The 24685-nt window shown below is 46.0% G+C and carries 21 protein-coding genes; 5 read left to right on the top strand and 16 right to left on the bottom strand.

Translation table 11 applies throughout. The annotated features are described in order from the left end of the window. Positions 1-44: 44 nt before the first annotated feature. The 11 genes from CS562_RS05905 to CS562_RS05955 form a co-directional block, all read right to left on the bottom strand. Positions 45-1715: a thiourocanate hydratase gene (locus CS562_RS05905; protein WP_218966724.1), complete on the bottom strand. Its 1671-nt coding sequence runs from the start codon at positions 1713-1715 to the stop codon at positions 45-47. A gap of 17 nt (positions 1716-1732) precedes the next feature. After that, on the bottom strand, positions 1733-3094 hold the full coding sequence (locus CS562_RS05910) for an LLM class flavin-dependent oxidoreductase (RefSeq protein ID WP_257219391.1): 1362 nt from the start codon (positions 3092-3094) through the stop codon (positions 1733-1735). Between the two features lie 76 nt (positions 3095-3170). Next, positions 3171-4109 (bottom strand): ABC transporter substrate-binding protein, encoded by a 939-nt coding sequence (locus CS562_RS05915; RefSeq protein WP_099854310.1) that lies wholly within the window; start codon positions 4107-4109, stop codon positions 3171-3173. 29 nt (positions 4110-4138) lie between these two features. Continuing rightward, on the bottom strand, positions 4139-4789 hold the full coding sequence (locus CS562_RS05920; protein ID WP_076288418.1) for an ABC transporter permease: 651 nt from the start codon (positions 4787-4789) through the stop codon (positions 4139-4141). Further along, entirely contained in the window at positions 4786-5925 is a 1140-nt protein-coding gene (locus CS562_RS05925) for an ABC transporter ATP-binding protein (protein WP_076288417.1), read from the bottom strand. The genes CS562_RS05920 and CS562_RS05925 overlap by 4 nt, the downstream gene beginning before the upstream one ends. A 297-nt stretch (positions 5926-6222) precedes the next feature. Then, on the bottom strand, positions 6223-6969 hold the full coding sequence (locus CS562_RS05930) for an IclR family transcriptional regulator (protein WP_256716772.1): 747 nt from the start codon (positions 6967-6969) through the stop codon (positions 6223-6225). Positions 6970-7263: 294 nt separating this feature from the next. Beyond that, positions 7264-8652 carry a glucosidase family protein gene (locus tag CS562_RS05935; protein ID WP_099854312.1) on the bottom strand — a complete coding sequence of 463 codons (1389 nt, stop codon included), beginning with the start codon at positions 8650-8652 and terminating at the stop codon, positions 7264-7266. Positions 8653-8680: 28 nt separating this feature from the next. Next, the gene (locus CS562_RS05940) at positions 8681-9532 is read right to left on the bottom strand and encodes a carbohydrate ABC transporter permease (RefSeq protein WP_099854314.1); all 852 of its coding nucleotides are present in this window, start codon (positions 9530-9532) and stop codon (positions 8681-8683) included. Continuing rightward, entirely contained in the window at positions 9510-10568 is a 1059-nt protein-coding gene (locus tag CS562_RS05945) for a carbohydrate ABC transporter permease (protein WP_099854316.1), read from the bottom strand. Before CS562_RS05945 ends, CS562_RS05940 begins: the two co-directional genes overlap by 23 nt. 12 nt (positions 10569-10580) lie before the next feature. Beyond that, positions 10581-11828, bottom strand: a complete 1248-nt coding sequence (locus CS562_RS05950) for a sugar ABC transporter substrate-binding protein (RefSeq protein ID WP_180287042.1) — start codon at positions 11826-11828, stop codon at positions 10581-10583. Positions 11829-11866: 38 nt separating this feature from the next. Beyond that, positions 11867-12922, bottom strand: coding sequence for a LacI family DNA-binding transcriptional regulator (locus tag CS562_RS05955; protein ID WP_099854320.1), 1056 nt, complete (start codon positions 12920-12922; stop codon positions 11867-11869). 317 nt (positions 12923-13239) lie between these two features. On the opposite strand from CS562_RS05955, the gene CS562_RS05960 reads away from it, so the two are divergent. The 3 genes from CS562_RS05960 (at position 13240) to CS562_RS05970 (ending at position 17153) form a co-directional block, all read left to right on the top strand. After that, positions 13240-15027, top strand: a complete 1788-nt coding sequence (locus tag CS562_RS05960; protein WP_180287043.1) for a glycoside hydrolase family 36 protein — start codon at positions 13240-13242, stop codon at positions 15025-15027. 234 nt (positions 15028-15261) lie between these two features. Beyond that, positions 15262-15747, top strand: coding sequence for a CcdC protein domain-containing protein (locus CS562_RS33790; RefSeq protein ID WP_099854324.1), 486 nt, complete (start codon positions 15262-15264; stop codon positions 15745-15747). 224 nt (positions 15748-15971) lie between these two features. Continuing rightward, positions 15972-17153: a multidrug effflux MFS transporter gene (locus tag CS562_RS05970; RefSeq protein WP_099854326.1), complete on the top strand. Its 1182-nt coding sequence runs from the start codon at positions 15972-15974 to the stop codon at positions 17151-17153. Positions 17154-17314: 161 nt separating this feature from the next. Here CS562_RS05970 and CS562_RS05975 read toward each other — a convergent pair whose 3' ends face one another. Together CS562_RS05975 and CS562_RS05980 are read right to left on the bottom strand one after the other, a co-directional pair. Next, a complete protein-coding gene (locus CS562_RS05975) occupies positions 17315-18484 on the bottom strand; it encodes an MFS transporter (RefSeq protein ID WP_099854328.1) in 1170 nt (389 codons plus the stop codon). Positions 18485-18574: 90 nt separating this feature from the next. Then, positions 18575-19165 (bottom strand): TetR/AcrR family transcriptional regulator, encoded by a 591-nt coding sequence (locus tag CS562_RS05980; RefSeq protein WP_076288408.1) that lies wholly within the window; start codon positions 19163-19165, stop codon positions 18575-18577. 145 nt (positions 19166-19310) lie between these two features. On the opposite strand from CS562_RS05980, the gene CS562_RS05985 reads away from it, so the two are divergent. Then, positions 19311-19967 carry an NADPH-dependent F420 reductase gene (locus CS562_RS05985; RefSeq protein ID WP_099854330.1) on the top strand — a complete coding sequence of 219 codons (657 nt, stop codon included), beginning with the start codon at positions 19311-19313 and terminating at the stop codon, positions 19965-19967. Positions 19968-20041: 74 nt separating this feature from the next. Here the strand turns inward: CS562_RS05985 and CS562_RS05990 are convergent, their stop codons facing one another. Next, positions 20042-20920 (bottom strand): helix-turn-helix transcriptional regulator, encoded by an 879-nt coding sequence (locus tag CS562_RS05990; protein ID WP_099854332.1) that lies wholly within the window; start codon positions 20918-20920, stop codon positions 20042-20044. A 135-nt stretch (positions 20921-21055) separates the two neighbouring features. Here CS562_RS05990 and CS562_RS05995 point away from each other — a divergent pair, with 135 nt between their 5' ends. Continuing rightward, positions 21056-23035: an alpha-amylase family protein gene (locus tag CS562_RS05995; RefSeq protein ID WP_099854334.1), complete on the top strand. Its 1980-nt coding sequence runs from the start codon at positions 21056-21058 to the stop codon at positions 23033-23035. A gap of 112 nt (positions 23036-23147) precedes the next feature. Here the strand turns inward: CS562_RS05995 and CS562_RS06000 are convergent, their stop codons facing one another. Further along, positions 23148-24206 carry a threonine aldolase family protein gene (locus CS562_RS06000; protein ID WP_099854336.1) on the bottom strand — a complete coding sequence of 353 codons (1059 nt, stop codon included), beginning with the start codon at positions 24204-24206 and terminating at the stop codon, positions 23148-23150. Beyond that, the gene (locus tag CS562_RS06005; protein ID WP_257219392.1) at positions 24203-24637 is read right to left on the bottom strand and encodes a MarR family winged helix-turn-helix transcriptional regulator; all 435 of its coding nucleotides are present in this window, start codon (positions 24635-24637) and stop codon (positions 24203-24205) included. Before CS562_RS06005 ends, CS562_RS06000 begins: the two co-directional genes overlap by 4 nt. Between the last annotated feature and the right edge of the window lie 48 nt (positions 24638-24685).

The following is a 24685-nucleotide window of genomic DNA, read 5'->3' on the forward strand; positions in this document are numbered from 1 at the left end:
AAAATCTCCTCCTGATTGAAATTTTGTTGTAGCATTTCCCGATGTTATTTCACAGTGGATGAAATGGTTTCATATTGATGGGTATCAATTCGGGCAATGCCCTTGGTTTGAACTTCGGCCAACGATTGCTCGTAACCGGCATCTGCATAACGGAGTACGCCAAGACCAGTATCATTGTCAAGCGCTGTACGAAGACGTGCATCACTTGCCTCTGACCCGTCGGCTACAATGGTGACTCCCGCACTTGTCATATAACCGGAATAGCCCCCTCCGCCAGAATGAATCGCCACCAGATCAGCCATGGAAGAACAATTGAGCATGGCATTCAACAACGGCCAGTCGGAAATCGCATCGCTTCCGTCTTTCATCCGTTCGGTCATAATGTTGGGATGAGCCATAGCAGCTGCATCCAGATGATCCCGGGAGAAGGCGACTGGTCCTGCAAGTTTTCCTTCTCGTACCAATTGGTTAACCGCGAGTGCCAGCTTGCTGCGGTCTTTATGCCCAAACCAGCCTATACGGGCCGGCAATCCCTCAAACGGCACATACGTATTTGCGAGTTTGATCCAATTAGACACGATGTCATTATCACTAAATTCTTTCAGAATATAATCGTCAATGATTCGTATATCTTCTGCCTCTCCGCTTAGAGCGATCCAGCGGAAAGGACCGATAGCCCGCGCAAAAAGAGGACGAAGAAAAGCTTCCGTAAATATATCAATCTCAAAAGCATTCGTAACTCCATATTGCACTGCCTGTGAACGGATATTGTTACCATTGTCAAAAACAACCGCGCCCCGTTGTTTGAATTCCAACATCGCCTTTACTTCATTCGCAATTGAAGCTCCGGCAGCGGCTTGAAGCTCCGTCGGATGTTCTCGTCGTGCCACACCAGCGGTTTCAGGTGAGTATCCGCTTGGAATATAGCCGTATAACAAATCATGTGCAGATGTTTGGTCAGTCACAATATCCGGCTGGACACCTCTCCGAAGTAGCTCAGGATAAACATCCGCAGCATTTCCGAGCAGTCCAACGGACAGGCTTGTGCCGGTGTTTACAGCTTCATTAATCCATAGCAATGCTTCATTCAGGCTATCAGTCTTTCGCTGTAAATAACCGGAAGCGATTCGTTTGTCTATTCTCTCCTCCGCAACTTCTACACAAAGGATTGCCGCATTAGCCATATAACCTGCTAAAGGCTGCGCGCCCCCCATACCTCCCAAGCCAGCTGTTAGAATGAAACGTCCTCGCAAATCGCCGCCGAAGTGCAGCCTAGCGATACTTTGGAAGATTTCATAGGTTCCCTGTATGACACCCTGTGATCCGATGTATTGCCAAGCAGCCGCAGTAAGGCCGCCCCAAATGATCAGACCTTTATCTTGCAACTCATAGAAATTATCGCTGGTTGCCCATCGGCCGACCAGATTGCAGTTAGCCATTACGACAAGTGGTGCTTGCCGATGGGTTCTGAATACACCAATCGGTTTGCCTGACTGAATGACCAGTGTTTCCTCTTCCTCCAATTGCTTAAGGGTATCGACAATTGCCAGATAGGAAGGCCAGTTACGGGCTGCCTTTCCAAGGGAGGCATAGACGATCAGCTCCTTCTGGTTCTCACCGTTCTCGAGCACGTTCTCCAGCATGCGCAGCAACGCTTCCTGACGCCAGCCTTTGCACCGCAGCACGCCGCCTCGTTCAGCAACAATCCTTTTCACAGTCACTCCTCGCTTTCTTATCTTTCTGCAATTCCTGAAGTAATCTTTTCTTGTGAATAGCGGTTCTCTGGTTTGCTGAGTCCAAAATGGTCCCTCAGTGTAGTGCCTTCATATTCTAGGCGCAACAAACCTCTGCGCTGAAGAATGGGCACTACCTCTGCTACAAAATCATCCAGAGCACCAGGCAGGTGAGTAAAGGCAATATTGAATCCATCTGCCGCACCATTGCTGAACCACTCCTCAATATGATCAGCAATCTGCTCGGGAGTTCCGGCAAAAGCCCGTTTGCTTACAATCCGTTTGGCAAGCTGAATCAGCGTCAAATCTTCTTCCTTGAGGATACGCCGGATACGTTGTAAACCACTTTTACTCTGGTTAAAGCCTTCTTCTTCAGGTAGAAAAGGCAGCGGTTCATCCAGGGGATAGCCGGAAACGTCTACCCCGATGTAATGTGATAGCAAGTCCAAAGCCAGTCGGTCTGGAGTAAGATTCTCGACAATAGCAAGCTGCTCTGCTGCCTCTTCCGTAGTAGCCCCAATAATGGGCATTAAGGCAGGCAATATCTTGATCTCATCGGGAGAACGGCCATATTTGGCAAGCCTTCCCTTGATGTCTTCATACAGTGCTTTCCCTTCTGCGAATGTGCCACCAGGGGCAAATACAATTTCGGCCGTTGCCGCGGCTACCTCTTTACCGGCTTCCGAAGCTCCGGCTTGGATCAAAACAGGATACCCTTGTGGTGGACGGGATATATTAAGGGGTCCTTTTACTTTAAAATGAGTACCTTCGTAATCCAGATTGTGCAGCTTGTTCTTATCTGCAAAGTACCCACTTTCCTTGTCGAATAGCAGTGCATCCTCTTCCCAACTATCCCAAAGTCCTTGCGTTGCCTCTACAAATTCTTTCGCACGTTCATATCGCAGCTCATGCTGCAGATGGCGTTCCTTACCGAAGTTCCGCGCCTCTTCGTCCGTTTGAGACGTCACAATATTCCACGCGGCTCGCCCGCCACTGAAATGATCCAGCGTCGCCAGCTTCCGCGCAATATGATACGGATCGTTATAAGTCGTCGAGATGGTCGCCGCCAAACCTATATGCGACGTTACCGCCGCCAGTGCGGAAAGTAGTGTGAACGGCTCCGGCCGAATGCTATTTGCATGGCTAATACCCGACTCGAATCGGTCCCAGACATACAGTTCATCGGCGTAGAAGAACATGTCAAATCTTCCACGCTCCGCCGTCTGCGCAATTCTTTTGTAATAATTGAAATCAAGAAGTCCCTCTGCTTCAGACCCAGGATGTCTCCAACTTGAAATATGCTCACCCGCCGGAAAAAACATCATTGCTCCCAGCGCAAGCTGACGATTATCATTACTCACAACGTATCACCCTCTCTTGTTAACTCGTTGTTAGACAACGTAATTACTATTAATCATTGATCTATCATGTAGAAATTCACTTGATTAGCCCTTGGGCTTTCAACCAGTCCCTCGCAACATCAAGTGCCGGTTTCTGATCCTGTTCCACCTCTGCATTCAACTTTTGCATTGCCTTCTCATCCAGTTTTCCTGCCAACTTGTTGAGGACTTCTTTCAACTCCGGATGTTCTTCCAGCGTCTGCTCACGAACCACTGGAAATGCATCATACGGAATAAACACATGCTTGTCATCCTCCAACGCTACGAGGTCATTCGCCAGGATTTGGCTGTCCGTTGAATACGAGAGCTTCACATCAATCAGCTTTTGCTTTATCGCCTGATACTGCAAGGAAGGGTCCTGAATGGATTTCGTTTCCTTGAACTTTGGTTTGTATATGCTCTCTACATAAGGCCAGGCATCTGGGCGATTCAGAAACTCCTCACTCGCTCCAAAAACCAGTTCACCTGATTTCTCAGCAAGTTGAGAAGCTGTCTTTAGCCCATACTTCTCAGCGGTTTCTCTGGGTACCGTAAAGACATAGGTATTGTTGAACCCTAGTGGGTCGAGCGCAATCAATTTGCTCTTTTCCTTGAGCTGGGTTACGACTGTTTTGAATGCTTTATCTGCATCAAATTCTGGTTCCTGCTTCAAAATATTGATCAAGGCCGTCCCGCTGTACTCTACATAAGCATCCACATCTCCCGAGTCAATGGCATTCCAGAGCAGTGTGTTATCCAGCTTCTTAACCTCTGTTTTCAGCTTCGTGTCATTCTCAACTAAAATTTTGAAGGCGTTGGCCAAAATATCCGACTCTGCGAATCCTTTTGTGGCCAGTACGATGGTATCGTTGCGCCCGGACGCATTGGAATTTGAGCACCCCGCTGCTGTCAGCACGGTCGTCAACACCAGCCCAAGGGTGATAAGCAGCCTGCCTCCTTTGATTACACTCCATCTTTTTTTGTTTGTGGTTGTCATGATTGCTTCCCCTCTCCCTAAGTAAAAGCTTAAAATTTATTCAAATGCCGCAAACCTTTCGGGGTAAGTGCCCTGTTAAGTAGCAGCAAAATGAAGTTAACGGAGATTACCAGCATCGAGACAGGGATAGCCCCTTCCATAATGGTAACCGTGTTAATCATGGCAATGCCTCTTGTGATGATGTCTCCTAGGCCTCCTGCGGCAATATAGGTCGCAATTGTCGTAAGGCTGATCGTTTGCACCGCGACGAGTCTTACGCCGGCCATGATGACACTGCGCGCAATTGGAAGCTGAATCATCTTCATCATCTGCCATTTGGTCATGCCCATTCCGGTTCCTGCCTCAATCAGAGAAGGATGAACACCATTAATGCCGACATAGGTGTTCTGGAGCATTGGAAGCACGGCGTATAAGGTTAATGCAATAATGGCGGGTGTTGTACCGATACCTACCAGCGGAATCATGAATCCGAATAAGGCCAAACTTGGGATGGTCTGGATGGCAGAAACTACAGTAATGATCGTATCTGCCATCCGCTTACGGCTGGTCAGATAAATACCAAGGGGGATTGCAATAATTCCCGCCATCAGGACGGAAATGAGGGACAAGTACATGTGCTCTCCCATTTTCTCAACGATCATCGGCCAGTCAGCAACTAACGTATCCCATACATGGTTCATGCACTGGTCTCCTCTCGGTGAAAGTGTCTCCCAATTGCTTCAATAACACCTGAGCGGGTTACCGTACCGATTAAGCGGTTCTGATCATCCACGACAGGTAATATTCGTTGACTTTGCATCAGTTCGAATACATCAGAAATTGGTGTGTTCTCAAAGAGGGCGGGAGTCCCATTTTTCACAATATCCCCGACCTTCATTTTGCTGTCATGCTGCAGATATTCACTGATTTCTTCAATTCCTACAATACCCAGCAGCTCTCCCCAATTCCCGGTCACAGCAAGGGCATCTGCCTGATTCAAACGCAAGAGATCAAGTGCCTCTACGATTGTTGAGATATTACTTATCGAGAGACCGTCAATCATAATATGCTGTGCCATCCCACTTGGAAAAGAAGGACGAAACCTCTCCTGACCAATGAATTCAATCACAAAGTCGTTTGCCGGATGGGCCAGCAGCTCCGCAGGTGTACTGTTCTGAATTACCTCACCCTCCTTCAGTAGAATAATCCGATCAGCGATCTTCAGCGCTTCTTCAATGTCGTGGGTGACAAAAATTATCGTTTTATGCAGCCGCTGATTCAGCTGGATCAGTTCTTTTTGTAGCTGGACTCGGCTGATGGGATCAAGTGCGCTAAAGGGTTCGTCCATTAAAATAATGGAAGGGTCTGACGCTAGTGCACGGGCTACACCGATCCGTTGTTGCTGCCCGCCACTAAGCTCATGGGGATAACGTTTGCTGTATTGTTCAGCTGGGAGACCGATCAGGTTCAGTAATAGATCAACTCTCTCTTTTCGTTCTTCCTTTTTCGCTCCCTTAAGCCTCGGAACAATGCCAATATTCTCTTCTATGGTCATATGTGGAAACAAGCCAATTTGTTGAATCACATATCCGATATCGCGTCGGAGTTGGACTGCATCTGCAGCTCCTACATCTCTCCCTTCGACAAGAACTCTTCCCTGACTCGGCTCCTCAAGGCGGTTGATCATTTTGAGCAGTGTAGTTTTGCCGCAACCCGAGGGCCCAATAATTGTTACAATCTGACCTTTCGGTACCGTAAGATTAAAATCATGCAGCACACTACCGGAGCCATAATTTTTATTTACATGTTGGAACTCAACTGCCACTGCTTCAGTCATCGTTCTTCCTCCCCTTCAAAAATACAGTAAACAAATTTGTTAACTCGGATAAATAAATAAATTTTTTTACTTCCTTACTTCACATTTAACTAATATTGCGAACTCTTGCTAAAAAAGAAGAAGGCCTTATTTCTCGCCAATAGGCGAAAAACAAGACCTCCACTGTTATGGTCAGCCATTTATTATTAACATGTGATAATTAAATTTCTTATTTCAATAATATTACCAAGAACATTCTTTTGTCAATCATTAATTCAACTATTTCTATCGGGATTAATCGTGATCGGTGATTTTCTTCTATTCCCCTCCAAGTAGATTGGAGAGATGCTTGGACGATTCCATAACGCTATTAATCATTTCGGGTATCCTCTCTTTGGTCCCGCGAAATAAAGGACCCGCAATAGAAAGACTTGCCACGACAAGACCATGACTATCCAATATAGGTGCACCAATAGCGAACACATCAGGATCGTATTCTCCTTCAGTACAAGCGAAGCCCTGTTCCTTGATAGCTTTCAAACTATCAATCAATTCCGATCGATTCCGATCGGTTGTAATATTCGCTACAACCTGCTCAATCGTCTTTTCATTTTCAAAAGCCAGTATACTTTTTCCAGAAGCGCCTTGATGTAAAGGCAGACGTCTACCGTTCTCGATTACAAATTGAATAAGACCTCGGCCCTTCACATGTTGAATGCATACAGCATCATTTCCAGTTCTAACGAACAATAACGAAGTTTCTTTTGTAGACTCCATCAGATCGATCATAATAGGCAATGCAAGTGACAACAACTCACGATGAATTTGTTGATTCAAGCTACGAGCTAAATCCAGAATACGCAAACCAAGTCCAATCTGATTTTTGCCCCTACGCTCCACAATCCCGTTCTTTTCAAGCGTTTGCAAAAAACGATAGGTTGAGCTTTCTGGAATGCTGACCTTTTCTGCGATCTCACTAACCGATAATGTTCCATTCGCCTCAGATAACGCAAATAAAATATCCAAAGCCCTTCCAAGAGTGTTTGTTCCACTTTTCCGATCCAAAGCGACGCTCCCTTTCATTGTCATCCGTTTCTTTTATCATATAGTGAAAGATTACGGAAATCACTATCGTTTTACTCGTCTGTATAAACGACATACAAATAGAAGGCATATTAAATAGTTACTGTCATAGCACGTTAGTTCACTCCAGCACTGCAATGACTGGGTAGACATACCTCCAGAAAAAATCATTAAAAAAAGAGATATGCACCTCCAAAAAATGAGGCACACATCTCTAATGATAAGCATTTTATGACTCTCTGTCTCATGGCACAGGCATGTTAGAGATCTTGAATTTTAACCTTCCTGTGCAATGGAAACACGGTGTATCTCATCTTCAGCCACTTTTACAGAAATAAAGCTGATCTGTTCTCCACCTTCGGTTGTTTCCTGCTCGGCAGCAACGGCTATGCCGTTGTGGTATAACGTCTCGGTATTTACAGGGAAAGCAGCCTTCCAGACAAAAGGTTTTCCAGATAACAGCGTCACTTCACTCTCTGTATTTCCCGTATGTTTAACCATAATGTTCCGATCAAGGATAGGGATATTCCCCATTTCCGCCCATTCCAGTGAATGCGTAAGTCTTGGCAAGGTGCTAATTACGGATGCACCGTTTCCCGTAATTCCCATCAATCCTGCGGCGATGGAACCTATTACGCAATAAGATACCTCCGGGTAATCCCGTCGCTCCAATGATGGATTTACCAGCTCTTTCAATTCACTAAAGGCTTCTTCATTTTGGCCGTACTGATAAAAAATATCCGGCAAGTAAGTCTTACCTTCAACGTTAGCAACACGATGGATCTTGACATCCTCAAGCGCTTTATGCAGTTTCTCCGGGTCACTGACTGCCCCGTAATAGAGAGGGAGAAATGTCCCTTCTGCATTATAGCCTGTTAGGAATGAATGATCTTGCAGCTTGGCGCCGAAGAAGCGCCTCTCCTCCTCGTTCCACCATTCCTGCTCATAACGCTGTTTCAGGTCTTGCGCCTTGATAGCGTACACTTCCGCTATCTCCGTTTGCTCCCTGAGACGGGCAAGATGAACAAATGCACGGTAACCGGCAATTTGAGCAGCAATCATATCACCACCTATTAAAGGCTGATGTCCAGCTTCGTTGAAGGTAGCCAGGCCCCTGCGTCCGTATTCGGGATAATATTCCAATACTCCGTCTCCGTCTTTATCCCAAGTGTTCGTATATTCATTTAAAGTCAAACTAAAGAAATCCAGTAACTTACTGTTATTTAAATAATAAGTATCGCCGGTCCATAAGTATTGACGTAAGCTGGCATCAATAATGTCGAAATTCGCGGGGAGATTATACCAAAAGTCCTCATCACTTTCATAATCGACTGGGGCAGGAACATTGTCTTTATTGATCTCCCAGTACGTGCACCAGTCACGTGACTCGGCAATATTTTCGGCAAATTGCATGATCATGTTCTTGGTATGGAGACGAAGCCCAAGAACAGCAGCTCCGGTGCTATGGTGCATGACATCACGGATGCAAAATGCTTCTCTGGCTGGAAGAGCGGCTTCGTACCATAGTCCGACGGGATCTTCACCAAAGTGGGCATATTCCAGCGCCTGCCGTTTGGCCCAAACAAAACCTTCATTCAACTCCTTATCGGAAGATTGAAAAGTTACTGCACCAGCTTGGGATTCTACCTCTCTCTCATAAGGCATGTCAAAGTCACTCCTATCCTTTTTCGGTTTAACTTTCCTTGGAACCTGAGAAGGTCAGACCTTCCATAAACGCTTTTTGCGCGGTGAAGAATAATAGGATACACGGTAAAGTGATTACGACAGCCGCTGCCATTAACAAGTTGGTATCTGTGGCATAAGTACCCTGAAAACCCGCCAAACCGAGCGTGAGTGTCTTCCATTTGTCGCTGTTGATATAAATCAGCGGTCCCATGAAGTTGTTCCAGGAGCCCATAAAGACCATGACGCCAACCGCCATTAGAGCCGGTTTGGACAGCGGCAGGAAAATCTTCCACCAAATTTTAAAGTAACCGCAACCGTCGATGATCGCTGCTTCCTCCAATGCGACGGGTAGCCGGGAATAGAACTGACGTAGCAAAAAGATATAGAACGCCGATCCAAAGAAGGTCGGAACGATCAGCGGGTATAGCGTATCCAGCATGCCCAGATTCTTGAACAGAATGAATTGCGGAATCATCGTAACCTCGCCCGGTAGCAGCATGGTTGACAGCACTAGTACGAACAAGATCCCGCTTCCCCTCACCTTCAAGCGGGCAAAGGCATAGCCCACAATAGATGAAGAAAGAACCGTACCCACGATCGGGAACACCGTTGTAATTACAGTATTGACCAGATAACGACCAAACGGGAACGCGGTAAGCGCCTTCGCATAATTATCCCAGCGCCAGTTATCAGGCCATATACTCATTCCTGAAACTGCAACCTCTTCCAGACTCCTTAGCGAGGCAGAAACCATCCACAGAAAGGGATACAGGAACATAACGGCTCCGATTAGCAGCAATATATAGGCCAGCCAATGCACCTTTTTGTGAGTAGACTTACGCTCTTTTTTTACGGACACGACGCTTCCTCCTTCCGGTTTGCTCTGTTTCGTAATAAACCCATAATGCACTGCTGCGGAATACGAGCGCAGTGAACACGAGAATAATCACAAAGAGTACCCAAGCCAGGGCCGAACCGTAACCCATTTTGAACCACATAAAGGCATTTTGATATAGATAGTAGGCATAAAATAACAACGAATTATCAGGTCCGCCGTTAACCATGAAACCTTGGGTAAAGGTCTGGAATGCCCCAATCATACTTGTAACGGTGTTGAAAAATAATATCGGTGAAATCTGTGGTAGCGTCACATGCCAGGCTTTTCTTGCTGCCGTTGCTCCATCAATCTCAGCCGCCTCATACAAGCTCTGTGGAATATCCGAAAGACCGGCCAGATAGATAATCATATTGCCTCCGACCGTCCAAAGACTCATGATAATGACCGCCGGCATTGACCAATCTGGACTGGAGAACCAGCCAGGGCCTTCGATACCAATCAAACGTAATAATGAATTGACCAGACCGACATTCGGGTTAAAAATCCAGATAAACAGTACCATTTGTGCAACACCCTGCACGAGCGTTGGCAAATAATAGATGGTACGGAAAAAATAGATCCCGCGCAGCTTCAAATTCATCAGCAAGGCAATCGCTAAAGAGAGAATGACCTGCAAGGGTACACTTACAAGTGTGTAATAGAAGGTTACCGTCAGCGATTTATAAAACATGGTATCCTTGAACAACATGCGGTAGTTATCCAAACCAATCCATTTCGGGTCGCTGACGACCTCCCATTTGTTGAAGCTGATATAGAATGAGAAAATCATCGGACCTACCGTAAATAACAGAAAGCCAATAATCCAGACTGAGACGAACAAATAAAAACTTGCTGTTTTGGTATGAATAATCCTCTTTTTCACAAGAACTCTGGTAATGGTATAAATAATAGCGAATACTAGCACGATAACGGTCAGAAAAGGGAGAAGAGGCAACAATGCTGCTGGTGCCCCTATTCCTTCATAGAAACTGTAGATCCCTTCTATTATTCCATTCATAGTTTGCTCCCGTTAGTTTTGTTGTAAAATCTTGTTTATCTTCTCTGCCACCTGCGGGAATACTTCCTTAACATCCTTGTTTCCAATTCCGATTGGTGTCGTATCATCGATAGCTTTCATCTCGTTGTTGATTTCATTCGTACCCTTCTGGGCTTCTTGTGTATGCTGCTTCTCGGCGGCAAGTACAAAGGCTTTTAGGTTCTTGTCGGGGGAAACCGTTTCAAACGCGCTTGTTGCACTGGAAATAACTGGTACCCCATAAGCATTCTTGTTTCCTCCGATGATCTTTTGCACCTCTTCGTTTTGTGTAAGGTGATTAATGAACGTTTCGGCAGCTTCAGCATTCTTGCTGTCCTTGCTTAGAGCCAGTCCATTAACTTCTTTGGAACCGCCGTTCCCTGGGAAAGGAACAATATCCCATTTGAATTTCTGCACATCAGCCATTTGCGGCAAATACCAAGGACCAAAGTCGGTGAACATGCCGATTCTTCCACCCAGGTACCAGTTCATCATGCTTTGTCCCTGCTTCTCACTATCGTTCGGCACGATGCCAGCTTGTTTGCTAGAGACAATATACTCAGCAGCAGCTATGACTTCTGGTGAATCTAGTGCCGACTTACTCAGATCATCGCTGTAAAATTGACCACCGAACGCATAAATCCAGTTACCGAGCCACAGCGGTTCTGAACCAAAAATCTTTGTTGCCCCTTCTCCAGATGTGAGTTTCTTTGCGATGTCATTGAATTGTTCAACCGTCATCGGTTCAGTCTTGCTTGGAAGCGGAATGTTATTTTTCTCAAAAAGATCGACGTTAATCGCCATAACTTTAGGCTTGATAATAAATGGTGCTGCATAGGCTTTGCCATCCACACTCATGGAATCGACGAGGGAAGGTGAACTGAAGAGCGATTCATCCAATTTCAATTCTTGGAAAGCGTTTGCAAAACCAGGCAAATCCCCTCCTGAGATCAGCATGACATCAGGAGTCGTACCTCCAGCAATCATCGTCTGTAGTTTGGTGAGGTAATCCTTCTGAATCCACTGGCTCTCAACCTGAATGTCGGGGTAATTTGACTCGAAGTTATCAATGGCTTGCTTGATCGCATCAGCTTCTGACTGAGCTCCCCAGAAGGCAAATGTTATTTTACCCTTGTCCTTCGTCCCGCCCTGACTTTTCGACGAGTTCCCTCCATTTCCGGAACACGCCGACAATGCAATTACAACAAGCAGAGATAAAATAATCAAAGACCATTTTTTCATCATTTTTCCCCCTATTGAATTGAATATTTAAATAAAGGTCAATCTTTCACGTCCCCTACGGATCTGATTTCCGCACCACAGCTGCTTCTAATAACCAGCTTCGACGGAATCACGATCTTTAACGGTACTTCTCTGCCACCGATCCGTTCTAGCAGCATTTTCACCGCGCTCTGGCCCATTTGTTCAGTGTAGATTTTCACCGTGGTTAACGGTGGATTAGCGTAAGAAGCCATTTCAATATCATCGATGCCGACTATTGCGATATCTTTCGGTACCTTTAACCCGGCTTCTTTTAAGGCCCTCCCAGCAGCTATCGCCATGGGGTCGGAACCAATCAGGAAAGCTTCCGGTAAATCCTGCTTATCAATCACTTCCTTCATGAGCTGATACCCGGTAGACATGGAGAAATTATTACCGATATGGACATGCTCAGGCAGGTACAGATTTTTCTGCTTCATATAAGATTCAAAACTGCTTTGCCGTTGATCCACTGAATCAATACCAGAATTGGAACCAAAACGATTGATGAAATCACGTGAGCTGATCAGGCCAATTTTTGTATAGCCAAGTCCGGTAAGATGATCCAAAGCCATCCGAGTTACCTTGTCAAAATCGACAACGACGGAATCAAAGCGGTCCTCATCCGGCGAATAGTCGACAAAAACAATGTTATGTATTCGGCTGAAGTACAAATTGTATGGATCAAATTCGAACTTGCCAATCACTATAAGGCCATCAAGCCCCGATAGGCTTTCATACGAATCATGGTTCACCCAGCGAATAGTCCGAGTAATGTGAAGGCCCAGTTGATTGAATTCCTTTTCGATTTGCAACCTTATAGTCAGGTAGTACGGGTCCTCCGACTCAAATTGCTCCGAACAGAAGGTCACCAACCCAATTTTATAATCTTTCAACTGCGCCGCTTGATTGGTATGACGACGCTGGGTTACTTTATATTGCAGCTGTTCTGCAGCAGAAAGAATTTTTCTTCTTGTTTCCTCCAATACCGATAAAGAAGGATCCCCGTTCAGTACACGGGAAACTGTAGATGGAGAAACACCGGCCAGACTTGCAATATCACGAATTGTTGGCACTACTGATCACCTTTTCACTTCATATTTGGGAAACACCCCTCACAATCATTTTATAGTTTTGCTAACCACTTGCCAATCACATTGTATTTTGTTTACTAAACATTAGCGAACTAATGTGTGTTTTCAATATATCAGAGATCAATTTGTTTGACAATACCTTATTGTCATCGCTTACATACATTTTTATTAGTATAAAACGCTAATTATATCCCGTATTACGTATATTTATTTTATTTGTTTACTAAACTTTTTGTAAACATTATACTCTAAACATGGTATCGTTAGTCCAATATCTATTTATACAAGCAGGAGGTATTATGAAAACTTTAATCAACTACGATTGTCCCACTGTAATTATTAACGGCAACAACACCTTGTTTGAAAGCTTTACCCACGTCGAAACCATTACGGAGAACCTTTTTCTGGTCCATATCCGGCTAACTGCTGCGAAAAAAGAACAGCCGCCAGTTTGCCGGATCGAGTGGTCTACTCCCGCCATAGACATCCACTCTTTATGGCATCCGGGAACCGACCGGAATAAAGCCCTTCAAGTGGATTGGGGTGATGGTTTCCAATCCAAAAGCACTTCTCTCGCACCTGTGGCCTCTCTATATAATCTAGAGGGGCGAAATCGAATGACCTTCGCTTTTACTGATGCATTGAACAACGTGTCGATAAAAGCCGGTATTCATGAAGAGGATTCCACCTTCCTATGCTCTGTTACCCTGTTTGAAGAAGCGATGCCAAAACTCGATCATTACGAAGCAACGCTTCGAATCGACCGTAGAGATATCCCCTTCTATAAGGCGCTTGAAGATGTAACCAAGTGGTGGGAAGGCCTTCCGGGCTATGAACCCGCCGCAGTTCCTGATTTGGCCCTCCGTCCTATGTACTCCACATGGTATTCCTATCATCAGAAACTGACCGCTGCCGAATTGGAGGAACAATGCAGACTTGCTAAGGAACTTGGCTGTGACACTATTATCGTTGATGATGGCTGGCAGACGGACGACAACAACCGGGGTTATGCGTATACCGGGGACTGGGAAGTCTATGCGGGTAAGATTCCGGACATGAGAGCTCATGTGGATACCGTACATCGGCTAGGTATGAAATATATGTTATGGTACTCCGTGCCATTTGTAGGGAAGCGCAGCAAGGTATGGAGCAAGTTCGAGAATAAACTATTGCGGGTAGATGAGAAGCTGAATGCGGGAGTGCTGGACCCCCGGTATCCGGATGTACGGGAATACCTGATCAATACCTATGAACAGGCCGTATTCGGATGGGATATCGACGGTCTGAAGCTGGATTTCGTGGATAGCTTCAGGCTAAGCCCAGATCAGAAGGAGGGAACAGCGGAAGGACGGGATCATGAATCAGTGCCTGAAGCGGTGGACCGACTGCTCTCCGATGTTATGGAGCGACTGAGAGCCATTAAGCCGGATATTCTCATCGAATTCCGCCAAACGTACATCGGCCCGTTAATGCGAAAATACGGCAACATGTTCCGGGCCAACGATTGCCCGAACGACTCTATCCAAAATCGCATCCGTACGCTCGACCTGCGACTATTGTCGGGGAATACAGCCGTCCATTCCGACATGATTATGTTTAACCCTAAAGAATCGGTCGAAAGCGCAGCCATGCAGCTGATCAACGTTCTCTTCTCCGTGCCTCAAATCTCTGTTCGTCTCGCTGAGATTGGAGAAACGTACGCTGGAATGATCCGCTTTTGGCTCTCCTTCTGTAAGGAGAACAGTGACATTCTGCTGAAAGGTAAGTTAGTTCCGGAACAACCCGAGCTACTTTACCCACTTGTCAGTGCTCAAAGAGCAGGTACGAAAATTGTCGCTGTTTACGCTAATATTGTTGTCCCAATGGACGCTACCTATGACCGATTCATTGTAGCCAACGGCACTTATAACGAACAAGTAGTTGTGCGTTGCCACCATCAGGGTCGTTACGATCTAACTGTAAAAAATTGCTGCGGTCAAGTTGTTCTACTTCGTCAAATTGAGCTTCAGGACGGTTTGCACGAGCTGCCCATCGCAAGAGCTGGTCTAGTAATTTTACAGCGTATAGATGATTCAGGAGAGATATGAGCAGATCATTCAATAGCAGACAGATGCCTTCCGAGGTCATAGCCATGTCACATAGACAATAAAAAAAGATTTTTGAAGCGGCGACTTTTTCCCGGAATTCAATTGGGGTGAGGTCGCCCTATTTGTTTTGGGAAGATGACAAAAGTCACCTTAAACGAATTACTTTGTACACTGATATAAATTTTAAATATCCTCGATACTTAGGTTACACAAAAAACAGACGAGGTGCTTACCATGAATCCAATATCTTTAACAATCTCATTATTAATTGTCGTACTTATTTTGAGGGGCGTTATCCAGGGCAGCAAGAAACCATTGCACGAATCTGGGCGGAAATTATTAATTCCTATCCTTTATATCTCTACTTCTTTGTTTGAATTGTTCGACCCTACGTTGGTGCTTACATCTGGCAGAATGATCAGTTCAATTATTATAGGTGCAGTTCTGTCAATCCCATTAATTCTGGTGACGCAATTCGAGCGAAAATCGGATGGCAATATGTATTATAAAAGAAACGTATCTCTTTATGTTTTAATTATTGTTATCTTCTCGATGCGATTTTTTGACTTCTTGTTCATCTCAGGGATTGATCCCAAAACTCTTGGATTCCTGAATAATGTAGTCGCCTTATCCTATATCGCCATTTGGCGAATAGCTAGCTTCATTAAATTTCATAATTCCAAATCAAGTACGTTCAGAGCTTGGGACAAAACCGCTTAATCGTACGATTAGCCAGAGCTAGTTGACTTGCCATATCAAGCATGTTAACCTAGGCCGAGTATTAGCAATGATTGTCAAACCCTCCTACTCTTATAATGATGAAAGGTAATTCAACAAATGATGATTTATAGTCGTCTCGCCATCATGATGCCCCCCTTTCCCTAGCTAGGCTCATATTCTTGTTGTCATAACAGAGTATAAGCTTGTAGGAGGGCTAATATATAATGAAGAAATATGCAGTACCATCTTTGCTGTTAATGATTGTTCTTATCGCTTTTCCACAAATCAGTGAGACCATCTACACTCCATCGCTGCCAGATATCGCAGCAGCACTTGGTGTATCTAATAGTTCCGTACAATTCACATTAAGCATCTATTTTATAGGATTTGCCTTGGGCGTCTTCTGCTGGGGCTGGCTGTCCGACTTGATTGGTCGTAGACCTGCAATGCTGGGCGGTCTCATCGTATATGGGATCGGAAGCTTGATGTGCTTTTATTCGGAATCGATTCAATTGCTTCTCATTGGCCGTTTCGTACAGGCTTTCGGTGCCGCAACTGGCTCGATTATCACCCAAACCATGCTTCGAGAAAGTGTATCGGGAGATCGAAGACATGCGATGTTTGCCCAAATCTCTGCTGTCATTGCATTTACGCCGGCAGTTGGGCCACTTATTGGTGGTTGGATTGATCAGGCCCTTGGCTTCAGATGGGTATTCTTGGCGTTAGTACTAATGAGCGTTTTGTTGTTCATATATGCTTTTCTTAAACTGCCGGAGACAACGAACGTTCTTTTACGATCCAAAGTCGCTATACTTCCGGTTGTTAAAAAGATGCTCGCTATGCCGCGCGTAATGGTGTTTGGCGTATTGATCGGAGGTATTAACGGAGTTTTATTTAGTTATTATGCCGAAGCTCCCTTCATCTTCATAGAACACTTTGATCTGTCGCCTGGCGTTTATGGTTTTCTGGGCATTATTGTGGCCTTGGCCTCAGTGGTCGGAGCAATGATCTCAAAACGATTATTGACCGTTTACACACCGGAAAAGATCATTCGTCTGGGTTGTCTGGTCATGACCAGCGGTGCTCTGCTCCTGACCCTTGGAAGCAGCTTGTCTATGCTGCCCAATCTTTTGCAGATCATCTGCATGTTAACTGCCATGTTTGTTCTGTTGATTGGCGCAGGTATTGCTCTGCCCAATTGTCTAAGTCTTGCGCTTGTTCATTTTCAAGATGTAATTGGCACAGCAGGTGCTATATTCAGCTTAGGCTACTACTTACTGGTAAGTCTTACGACATGGGGAATGGGTGCTCTGCATAACGGCTCATTGCTGATGATGCCTTTATATTTTCTAATCATTAGCGGCGTAATGTGGTTGCTTGGCAAAAGATTTATCTCAGAAGAATAATCTATTAGGATAATTCATTAGGATCATAAATAATACGAAGAAATGTCACGGGGCACATTTCAAAAAAATAGAAGCAGTCCAGTACTTTATCGTATCTGGGCTGCTTTTATTCGTATTGTTGAACACGATGTTTTGAAAGACTACCCACAATCAAACACTTTTTAATGTTTTATATCCATATCTACAACCTTAACTTTGAAGATTCCTCGCATATACGGAAGCAGTGAAATTACACCCACCAAAGCCAACACAACCCCGACCCAGATCGGTGCAACCAGACCATAACCGGCACTAATAGCCAAGCCTCCAACAGAAGACCCTACCACTACACCAAAGGTGACGATTGCGGTGTGAACGGTGTTCACCATCAGACCACTTCCTCCCGTACGTATCACTCGCGCGACCATAGGCGGGTTCATTGGAACCCCGGCCAACCCGATGATGATTACGGCAGGAATAACCACGGCAGCTGTATGTACGCCAATGGCGAATGTCAAAAGACCAAACGTCAAGAGAACAAGCCCTATCGTTAGAATCAGCATAGTGTATCGGTCCGCCAGTCGACCAGTGATCAGATTACCAGCAACCGTAGCAGCTCCATACACAACAAACAATAGTGGCACCGCGGACGTTGAAAAGCCCGACAACTCTGTAAAAATTGGAGCAAAGTAGCTGAATGCTGCAAATGTAGCTCCTATAATAAGAAAACTTGTCAGGTAAGCCGCCCAGAGCTTGCGATTGCGAAAAGATTTCATTTCATGACGCAAACTCGTGGGCTCCGGTCTGGATAATACGGGGATCAACCGCAATGCAGTTACTCCTGACAGTAGAACAAGAATGGCGACCGCCCAAAAACTGAAACGCCAGCCATAAGCATCGGCCACCCATGTTGCAGCAGGTGTACCCAGAACTGTGGCGATCATAAGACCCCCGAAGATTATCGACACCGCCCGTCCCCGCTGATTTTCCTCCACGAGCGAAGCAGAGATCGAGATTGATACGCCAAAAGCAGCCGAGGAAGCAACACCTGCTATGATGCGTGAGGCCATCATAACCTCATAGCTACCTGCGATCGCGCCAAGCAACTGTCCAGCGAGAAATAGTCCGGTTAGCATAATAAACGCTTTTTTCCTAGGCATATTCAGCAGAGCAGCGGTTAGTAAGGGACCTCCTACGACCATCCCCGCTGAAAAGGCTGTAATCAAATAGCCTACTTGCGAGACAGATACTCCAAACTCCCCCGCAAGTGTATTCATCATTCCAGCTACCATAAATTCTGAGGTAGTCATGCAAAAAATAGCCAAGCTAAGCACATAGATTGCCAATGGCATCTTCAATTCCCCTTTTCATATGAGTTATAAAATCACACTATTGTAATGATCGGTACAAAACTAATGCAAAAAAAGTGCCGGATTACCCGGCTAGTAAATAGCTGCCAATGTACCTTCTACAATACTTTTTGCCAGATCACGGTTCTGTGAAGAGCTGTTAAGCACGCGAAGTCCGTAATAACTGCTTAGAAACAGGCTTGCCAGTTCTTTGGCTGGTCTCCCTGAAGTAATCTCTCCTGTCTGTGCACCCTGCTCCATCAGATCACAAAGTGCATCCTCCAAAAAACCGATATGACGTGTTACCACTTGCTCAACCATAGGATCAACCCGTGCCCGTTCCATTGCTGCATTAATTAGGAGACAGCCTCTTCGCCCTGATTCCGAAAAATCCTCCTGTATACCCCACTCCAGCAGGCCGCGTAATCTTTCTTTCAACGGTAAGGAGCTCTGTAAAATCTCGCTTTGCTCCCGTATCCCTTCCTCATGATAACGCTGGAGTACCTTTTCGTATAAATCATGTTTGCTGCCAAACGCATTATATAAACTGCCCTTCCCGAGACCGGTCTGTTTACATAGATCCTCAGTAGAGCATCCTTCGTATCCGTTCAACCAAAAGGCATCCATGGCTGCGTCAATCACAGCCGTATCCTTAAATTCTCGTGGTCTTCCACCTTTGGTCACTGCATTCCCTCCCTTCTCAACGAAATAATAAATCTTAGTATAGGTAATTTGTAACGTTCAGTCAAGAAGTTGTTTACAGCTTCATTGTTCTCTGTTACAGTAAAACTGTCATACCATATTAAATCGGGAAAGGAAGTCGGAATAAATGAAAATCGCAATTATTGGAACCGGAAATATCGGTGGTAATCTCACCCGTCGTCTCACCAAACTTGGTCATGATGTCTCGATTGCTAACTCACGTGGTCCTCATACCTTGACGGAACTGGCTGAAGAGACAGGCGCAAAACCACTTGAAGTAACGGAAGTCGCCCATGGAGCCGAGCTGGTCATTGTAACGATTCCACAAAAGAATATTCCGGATCTCCCTGATGGTATCTTAGACCACATTGCACCTGGTGCTGCCATTATTGACACCGGGAACTATTACCCCCGTCAGCGTGACGGCTTGATTGCCGAGATCGAAGGTGGCTTACCTGAAAGCCGATGGGTTGAGCAATACTTGAAACATCCTGTTAACAAAGCCTTTAATGGGATTTCCGCTATAAATCTGCTTGAACGTGGACTGCCTGCCGGTTCACCCGATCGACTTGCTCTACCGGTAGCTGGTGATGATCCTGATACAAAGAAAATTGTACTTCAACTTGTCGAGGAGCTGGGATTTGACGCCATAGACGCCGGCGGATTGGACGAATCCTGGCGCCAACAACCGGGGACTCCCAGTTACCAGGAGCATGGAGCGGATAGTCTTCGGCAGGCCTTATCGAATGCTAGTCCTGTACGAAGCGAGGACTTTAAAGCTTAAGCATTTGAAATTCTGGGACATTGAATACGTCATCATCCACCGCCCTTTCGGGCGGTTTTTTTGTTTGATCATGTCTATTCCATGAAATACAACTGATGCTTCTTGCGGTACTCTCCAGGCGTGAGGGAAGTTTGACGCTTGAATAACCGTGTAAAATAGTTATGGTCCTGCAGTCCACACAACTCGCCGATACGCTTCAGCGGAAGCTCCGAATGTGCCAATAACCGCTTGGCCTTCTCCATTTGCAGGTGATGCCTGTATTGCAGCGGGCTCATCCCCGTATACTGCTTCAGGCAGCGAGCCAGGTAATCAAAATGATAAAGCAGATCACGCTCCATCTGTCCGGAATCAAACGGCTGCTCAAGGCGTTGACCAAGATAAGTTGCCACCTTCTCGCTTAGAAAATAGGAGCGAGCCTGCGGGCTGTTCTGTCTCATTCCCTTCTGTAATTGCAGCAGGAATTGGCCCAACAGAACATGAAGCTCGAAGGAACGCTGACGGGTGAGTACATGGTGCAGCTCAAGCATTTCTTTCAGTATCGGCTCCAGGTTACGTAGATCCACCGCGGCGAATTTGGGAATTTCAATGACTCCTGGGGGAGCCTCAATATCCTGGTCTGTTTGTTGAAGCAAAGGCTGCTCCCAAGTCGTCTTTTCTTTCAAAATCATCTTTTGCACAGAGGGAAGCTGGAAATGAATCCAGTATACTTCCGTCTGCACATACGTTGGTCTATAGCCACGGTGGTCTTTGCCAGGTTCAAGAACCAGCATCATACCTTCCGCAATCTCGTAACGGAGGCCATCTTCCTCCATGTACAGCGCTCCTTTGGCGCAAATAATAAGATCGAACACATCAAAGCTACGCTGGGCATGCTGCATCCCCGGCTGCCATTCGGTGTGCCCAATGGCTGCTAATAACGGAAACGGCGGAACTTGAAGTTCAAGTACAAACATAAGATCCCTCCTTTGTTCAAAATGTAGATAATGTGCTATATATAGTCGTGATTGTCAGCTGTATCGAAGCTGATGATCGATTAGAGTGGTAGATATAATATGATTCTATCATTTAATGACCAGGGGGAAGCAAGCATGAAATTTCGTCAGGTTCATCTCGATTTTCATACGTCAGAAGCCATTGAAGGCATTGGCCGTGATTTTTCGAAGCAGCAATTTCAGGAGATGCTCAAAACCGGGCATGTCGATTCCATCACCATATTCTCCAAGTGCCATCATGGCTGGGCCTATCATCCGACTACCGCCAATCAAATGCATCCACATCTGAATTTCGATCTTCTGGGTGCCCAGATTGAGGCTGCTCATGAGATAGGTGTGAAGACTCCGGTCTATCTCTCCGCTGGCCTGGATGAGCGACTCGCCCGCAAACATCCACAATGGCTCATCCGCAATCAGCAGGAGCAGATCAGTTGGACAGCCGACTTCATGACGCCAGGCTATCATCAATTTTGCATGAACACCCCTTATCTTGACGTTCTCACCCTACAGGTAGAGGAAGTCGTAAAGAAATATGATGTGGACGGCATCTTCCTCGATATCGTTGGTGTTCGGGAATGTTATTGTCAATATTGTGTTGCCGAGATTCGCTCACAGGGCTCCGATCCACGAAACATTCAAGATATGAAAAAACTGTGGGAACAGACGTATGCTCGTTATGCTAATCGAATGAATGAGACTGTGCATGCAGTGAAACCCGGACTACCAGTGTTCCACAACAGCAGTCACGTCGACCGTGGGCGGCGGGATCTCGCTCATGTGAATACCCATTTGGAATTGGAATCGCTACCAACGGGTGGCTGGGGGTACGACCACTTCCCGCTCTCTGCACGTTATGCGCAGACATTGGGCATGGATTTCCTCGGCATGACCGGAAAATTCCATACCTCCTGGGGCGAATTCGGCGGATACAAGCACCCCAACGCGCTGCGCTATGAAACTGCACTGAGCATTGCGAACGGGGCACGCTGCTCCATTGGAGATCAGCTGCATCCGGGCGGTCAGATGGATCATGCCACGTATTCGTTGATCGGGGAAGCTTACCGTGAGGTAGAAGCGAAGGAAGAATGGTGTCGAGATACTACCGCTATGGCTGATATCGCATTGCTGTCAGTGGAGGCAGCCTTATGGGAAACCGGAGTCGATCCTCATAACCAGCACATGCACCACCACGATACCGGCGCTGTAAGAGTTTTGCTGGAAGGCCACTATCTCTTCGATGTAGTAGATCTGCAGGCTGATCTATCCAAATATAAAGTTGTTATTTTGCCGGATGCCATTAGCATTACAGAGTCAATCAAAACCAAACTGACAGCATTTCTTGCCGGGGGCGGCAAAATTCTCGCCACTGGCCGTTCCGGACTCTCACCGGATGGTACGGGCTTTGAATTCGATTTGGGTGTAGAATATCAGGATGTTTCCCCATTCCGTCCCTCCTATTTCCGTCCGAATTTCGAGCTTCCTTCGCTGCGTACAGCCTCTTTCGTCATGTACACCGAAGGACAGAACACAGTGCCCACGACAGACGGCATCGTACTTGGCAGTAAGGAAAATTCATATTTTAACCGTGACTTGTTCACGTTCTGCTCTCACCAGCATACCCCTTCTGATCTGCAGGAATCGGGAACTGGCATGGCTGAAGGTCAGGATGGAATCTATATCGCGTGGAATGTTTTTGAAGATTATGCGACGAAGGGGAGTTTGGCTGTCAAGGAAATCATCTGTTACGCGTTGGACCGTTTACTGAGTAACAACAAGTCGCTGATAACCAACCTACCTGCCCAAGGGGTTACCACGCTGCAGATTCAGAAGAACTCGAACCGTTGGGTGAATCATCTACTGTATGCCTCTCCAGTACGTAGAGGACAAGGTGTGGAAGTTATCGAGGATATCCCTCCACTTATCAATACAGAGGTGACGGTTGCGGCTGCCGAACAAGTACAAGATGTGTATCTGGCGCCACAGAACCTTAGTCTCTCATTCAGTCAGGTGAATGGCCTTGTGACCTACACGATACCGGAGTGGTCCTGTCATCAAATGGTCGTGATTCAATTTTAGAAGTACATTCATGGAACATTTAGCAGTAAACAAAAAAAGAAGTCGCCATTAAAATGGCGACTTCTTCTTTGGCGTTTTACTCCGCCGATGTACTATCTTTAGGGATTAATGATTACACACAAGCTTTCAATTTGTTCAGAGCATGGGAAATATCCCGAATCAGTGAGTCCACATTTTCCCGCTGGGTTGCCCAACTGGTACAAAAACGAACGACGCTGTGTGTATCGGACACCTTTTCCCAGAATGTGAACGAGTAACGGCTGCGTAAATCCTGAAGCAGATCATCTGGCAGAATCGGAAATTGCTGATTGGTTGGTGAATCATATAGGAAAGTAATACCTTGCTCCGCAAGCGAATCATGAATCAACATGGCCATGTCCACCGCATGCTGGGAAATTTCAAGATACAGACCATCTTCAAACAGCGTTTCAAACTGAATGCCCAGTAATCTGCCTTTGGCAAGCAGGCCGCCTTTTTGTTTGATCATATAACGAAAATCTGGCTTAAGCTTGTCATTCAGGATGACTACCGCTTCTCCCATCAATGCTCCGATCTTGGTTCCGCCAATATAGAATACATCACATAGGCGGGCGAGATCAGCGAGAGTCATATCACAATTTCGGGAAGCAAGAGCATACCCAAGACGTGCCCCATCAATAAAGAACGGGAGACCACACTGCCGGCTCACATCAAACAATGCTTGCAGCTCTGCCTTGCTGTACATTGTACCGTTCTCAGTAGGCTGGGATATGTAAACCATTCCGGGCTGGACACAATGTTCAGGTGCTGCATCATTCCAATGGGCATCATAGACCGCTTTGACCTGATCTGACGTGATCTTCCCATCTTCGCTCGGTACCGTGATCACTTTGTGACCTGTGGCTTCAATCGCTCCCGTCTCATGGACCGCGATGTGGCCCGAAGTCGCTGCAATCACGCCTTGGTACGGACGCAAAATGGAGGCAATAACCGTTGTATTGGTCTGTGTACCCCCAACCAAAAAATGCACATCCGCCTGTTCATTTTCACAAGCTTGTCGAATGAGACTTCTCGCCCGATCACAATGGGCATCTTTACCGTAACCGCTCGTTTGTTCCATGTTCGTTGAAATCAGTCTTTGCAAAATGCGCTCATGCGCGCCTTCGTTGTAATCACATTCGAATCGTATCATCGTCTTGTCTCTCCTGCTCTTTTGTTCAACTTATCCTGAATATTCATCATTGAAGCGTAAATTTCTCTGATCTCTTCCTCATCCAAACCTTGCATTAACTTCACAATCTGCTGATCTGAACGTTCATTCAACTCACCGTAAAGCTCCTGCCCTTTTTCAGTCAGGCGAATCAAACTAACCCGGCTGTCAGCAGCTGAATCCACTTTCATCAGCAGCCCTTCTCTGGTCAGTTTACTTACAATCCGGCTCATGTAGCTGCGATCTATGGTCAGTGTATCCACCAGATTGTTCGCAATGCTCTCCCCTTGAATGCCAATTTCAATAATGACCCTTGCTTCAGCGAAGGAGTATCCCGTTCCCAGGATATGCTTATCGAGTACACCGAGTATATTGGTATAAAAACGGTTAAAACGCCGCATTTCAGTCAACATATCTGCATTTATTTGCTGAGAGTCGATGTGAAACCCTCCCCTTTAGTG

Origin of the sequence: Paenibacillus sp. LK1 (assembly GCF_002750415.1) — a bacterium.
Classification (GTDB): Bacteria; Bacillota; Bacilli; order Paenibacillales; family Paenibacillaceae; genus Paenibacillus; species Paenibacillus taichungensis.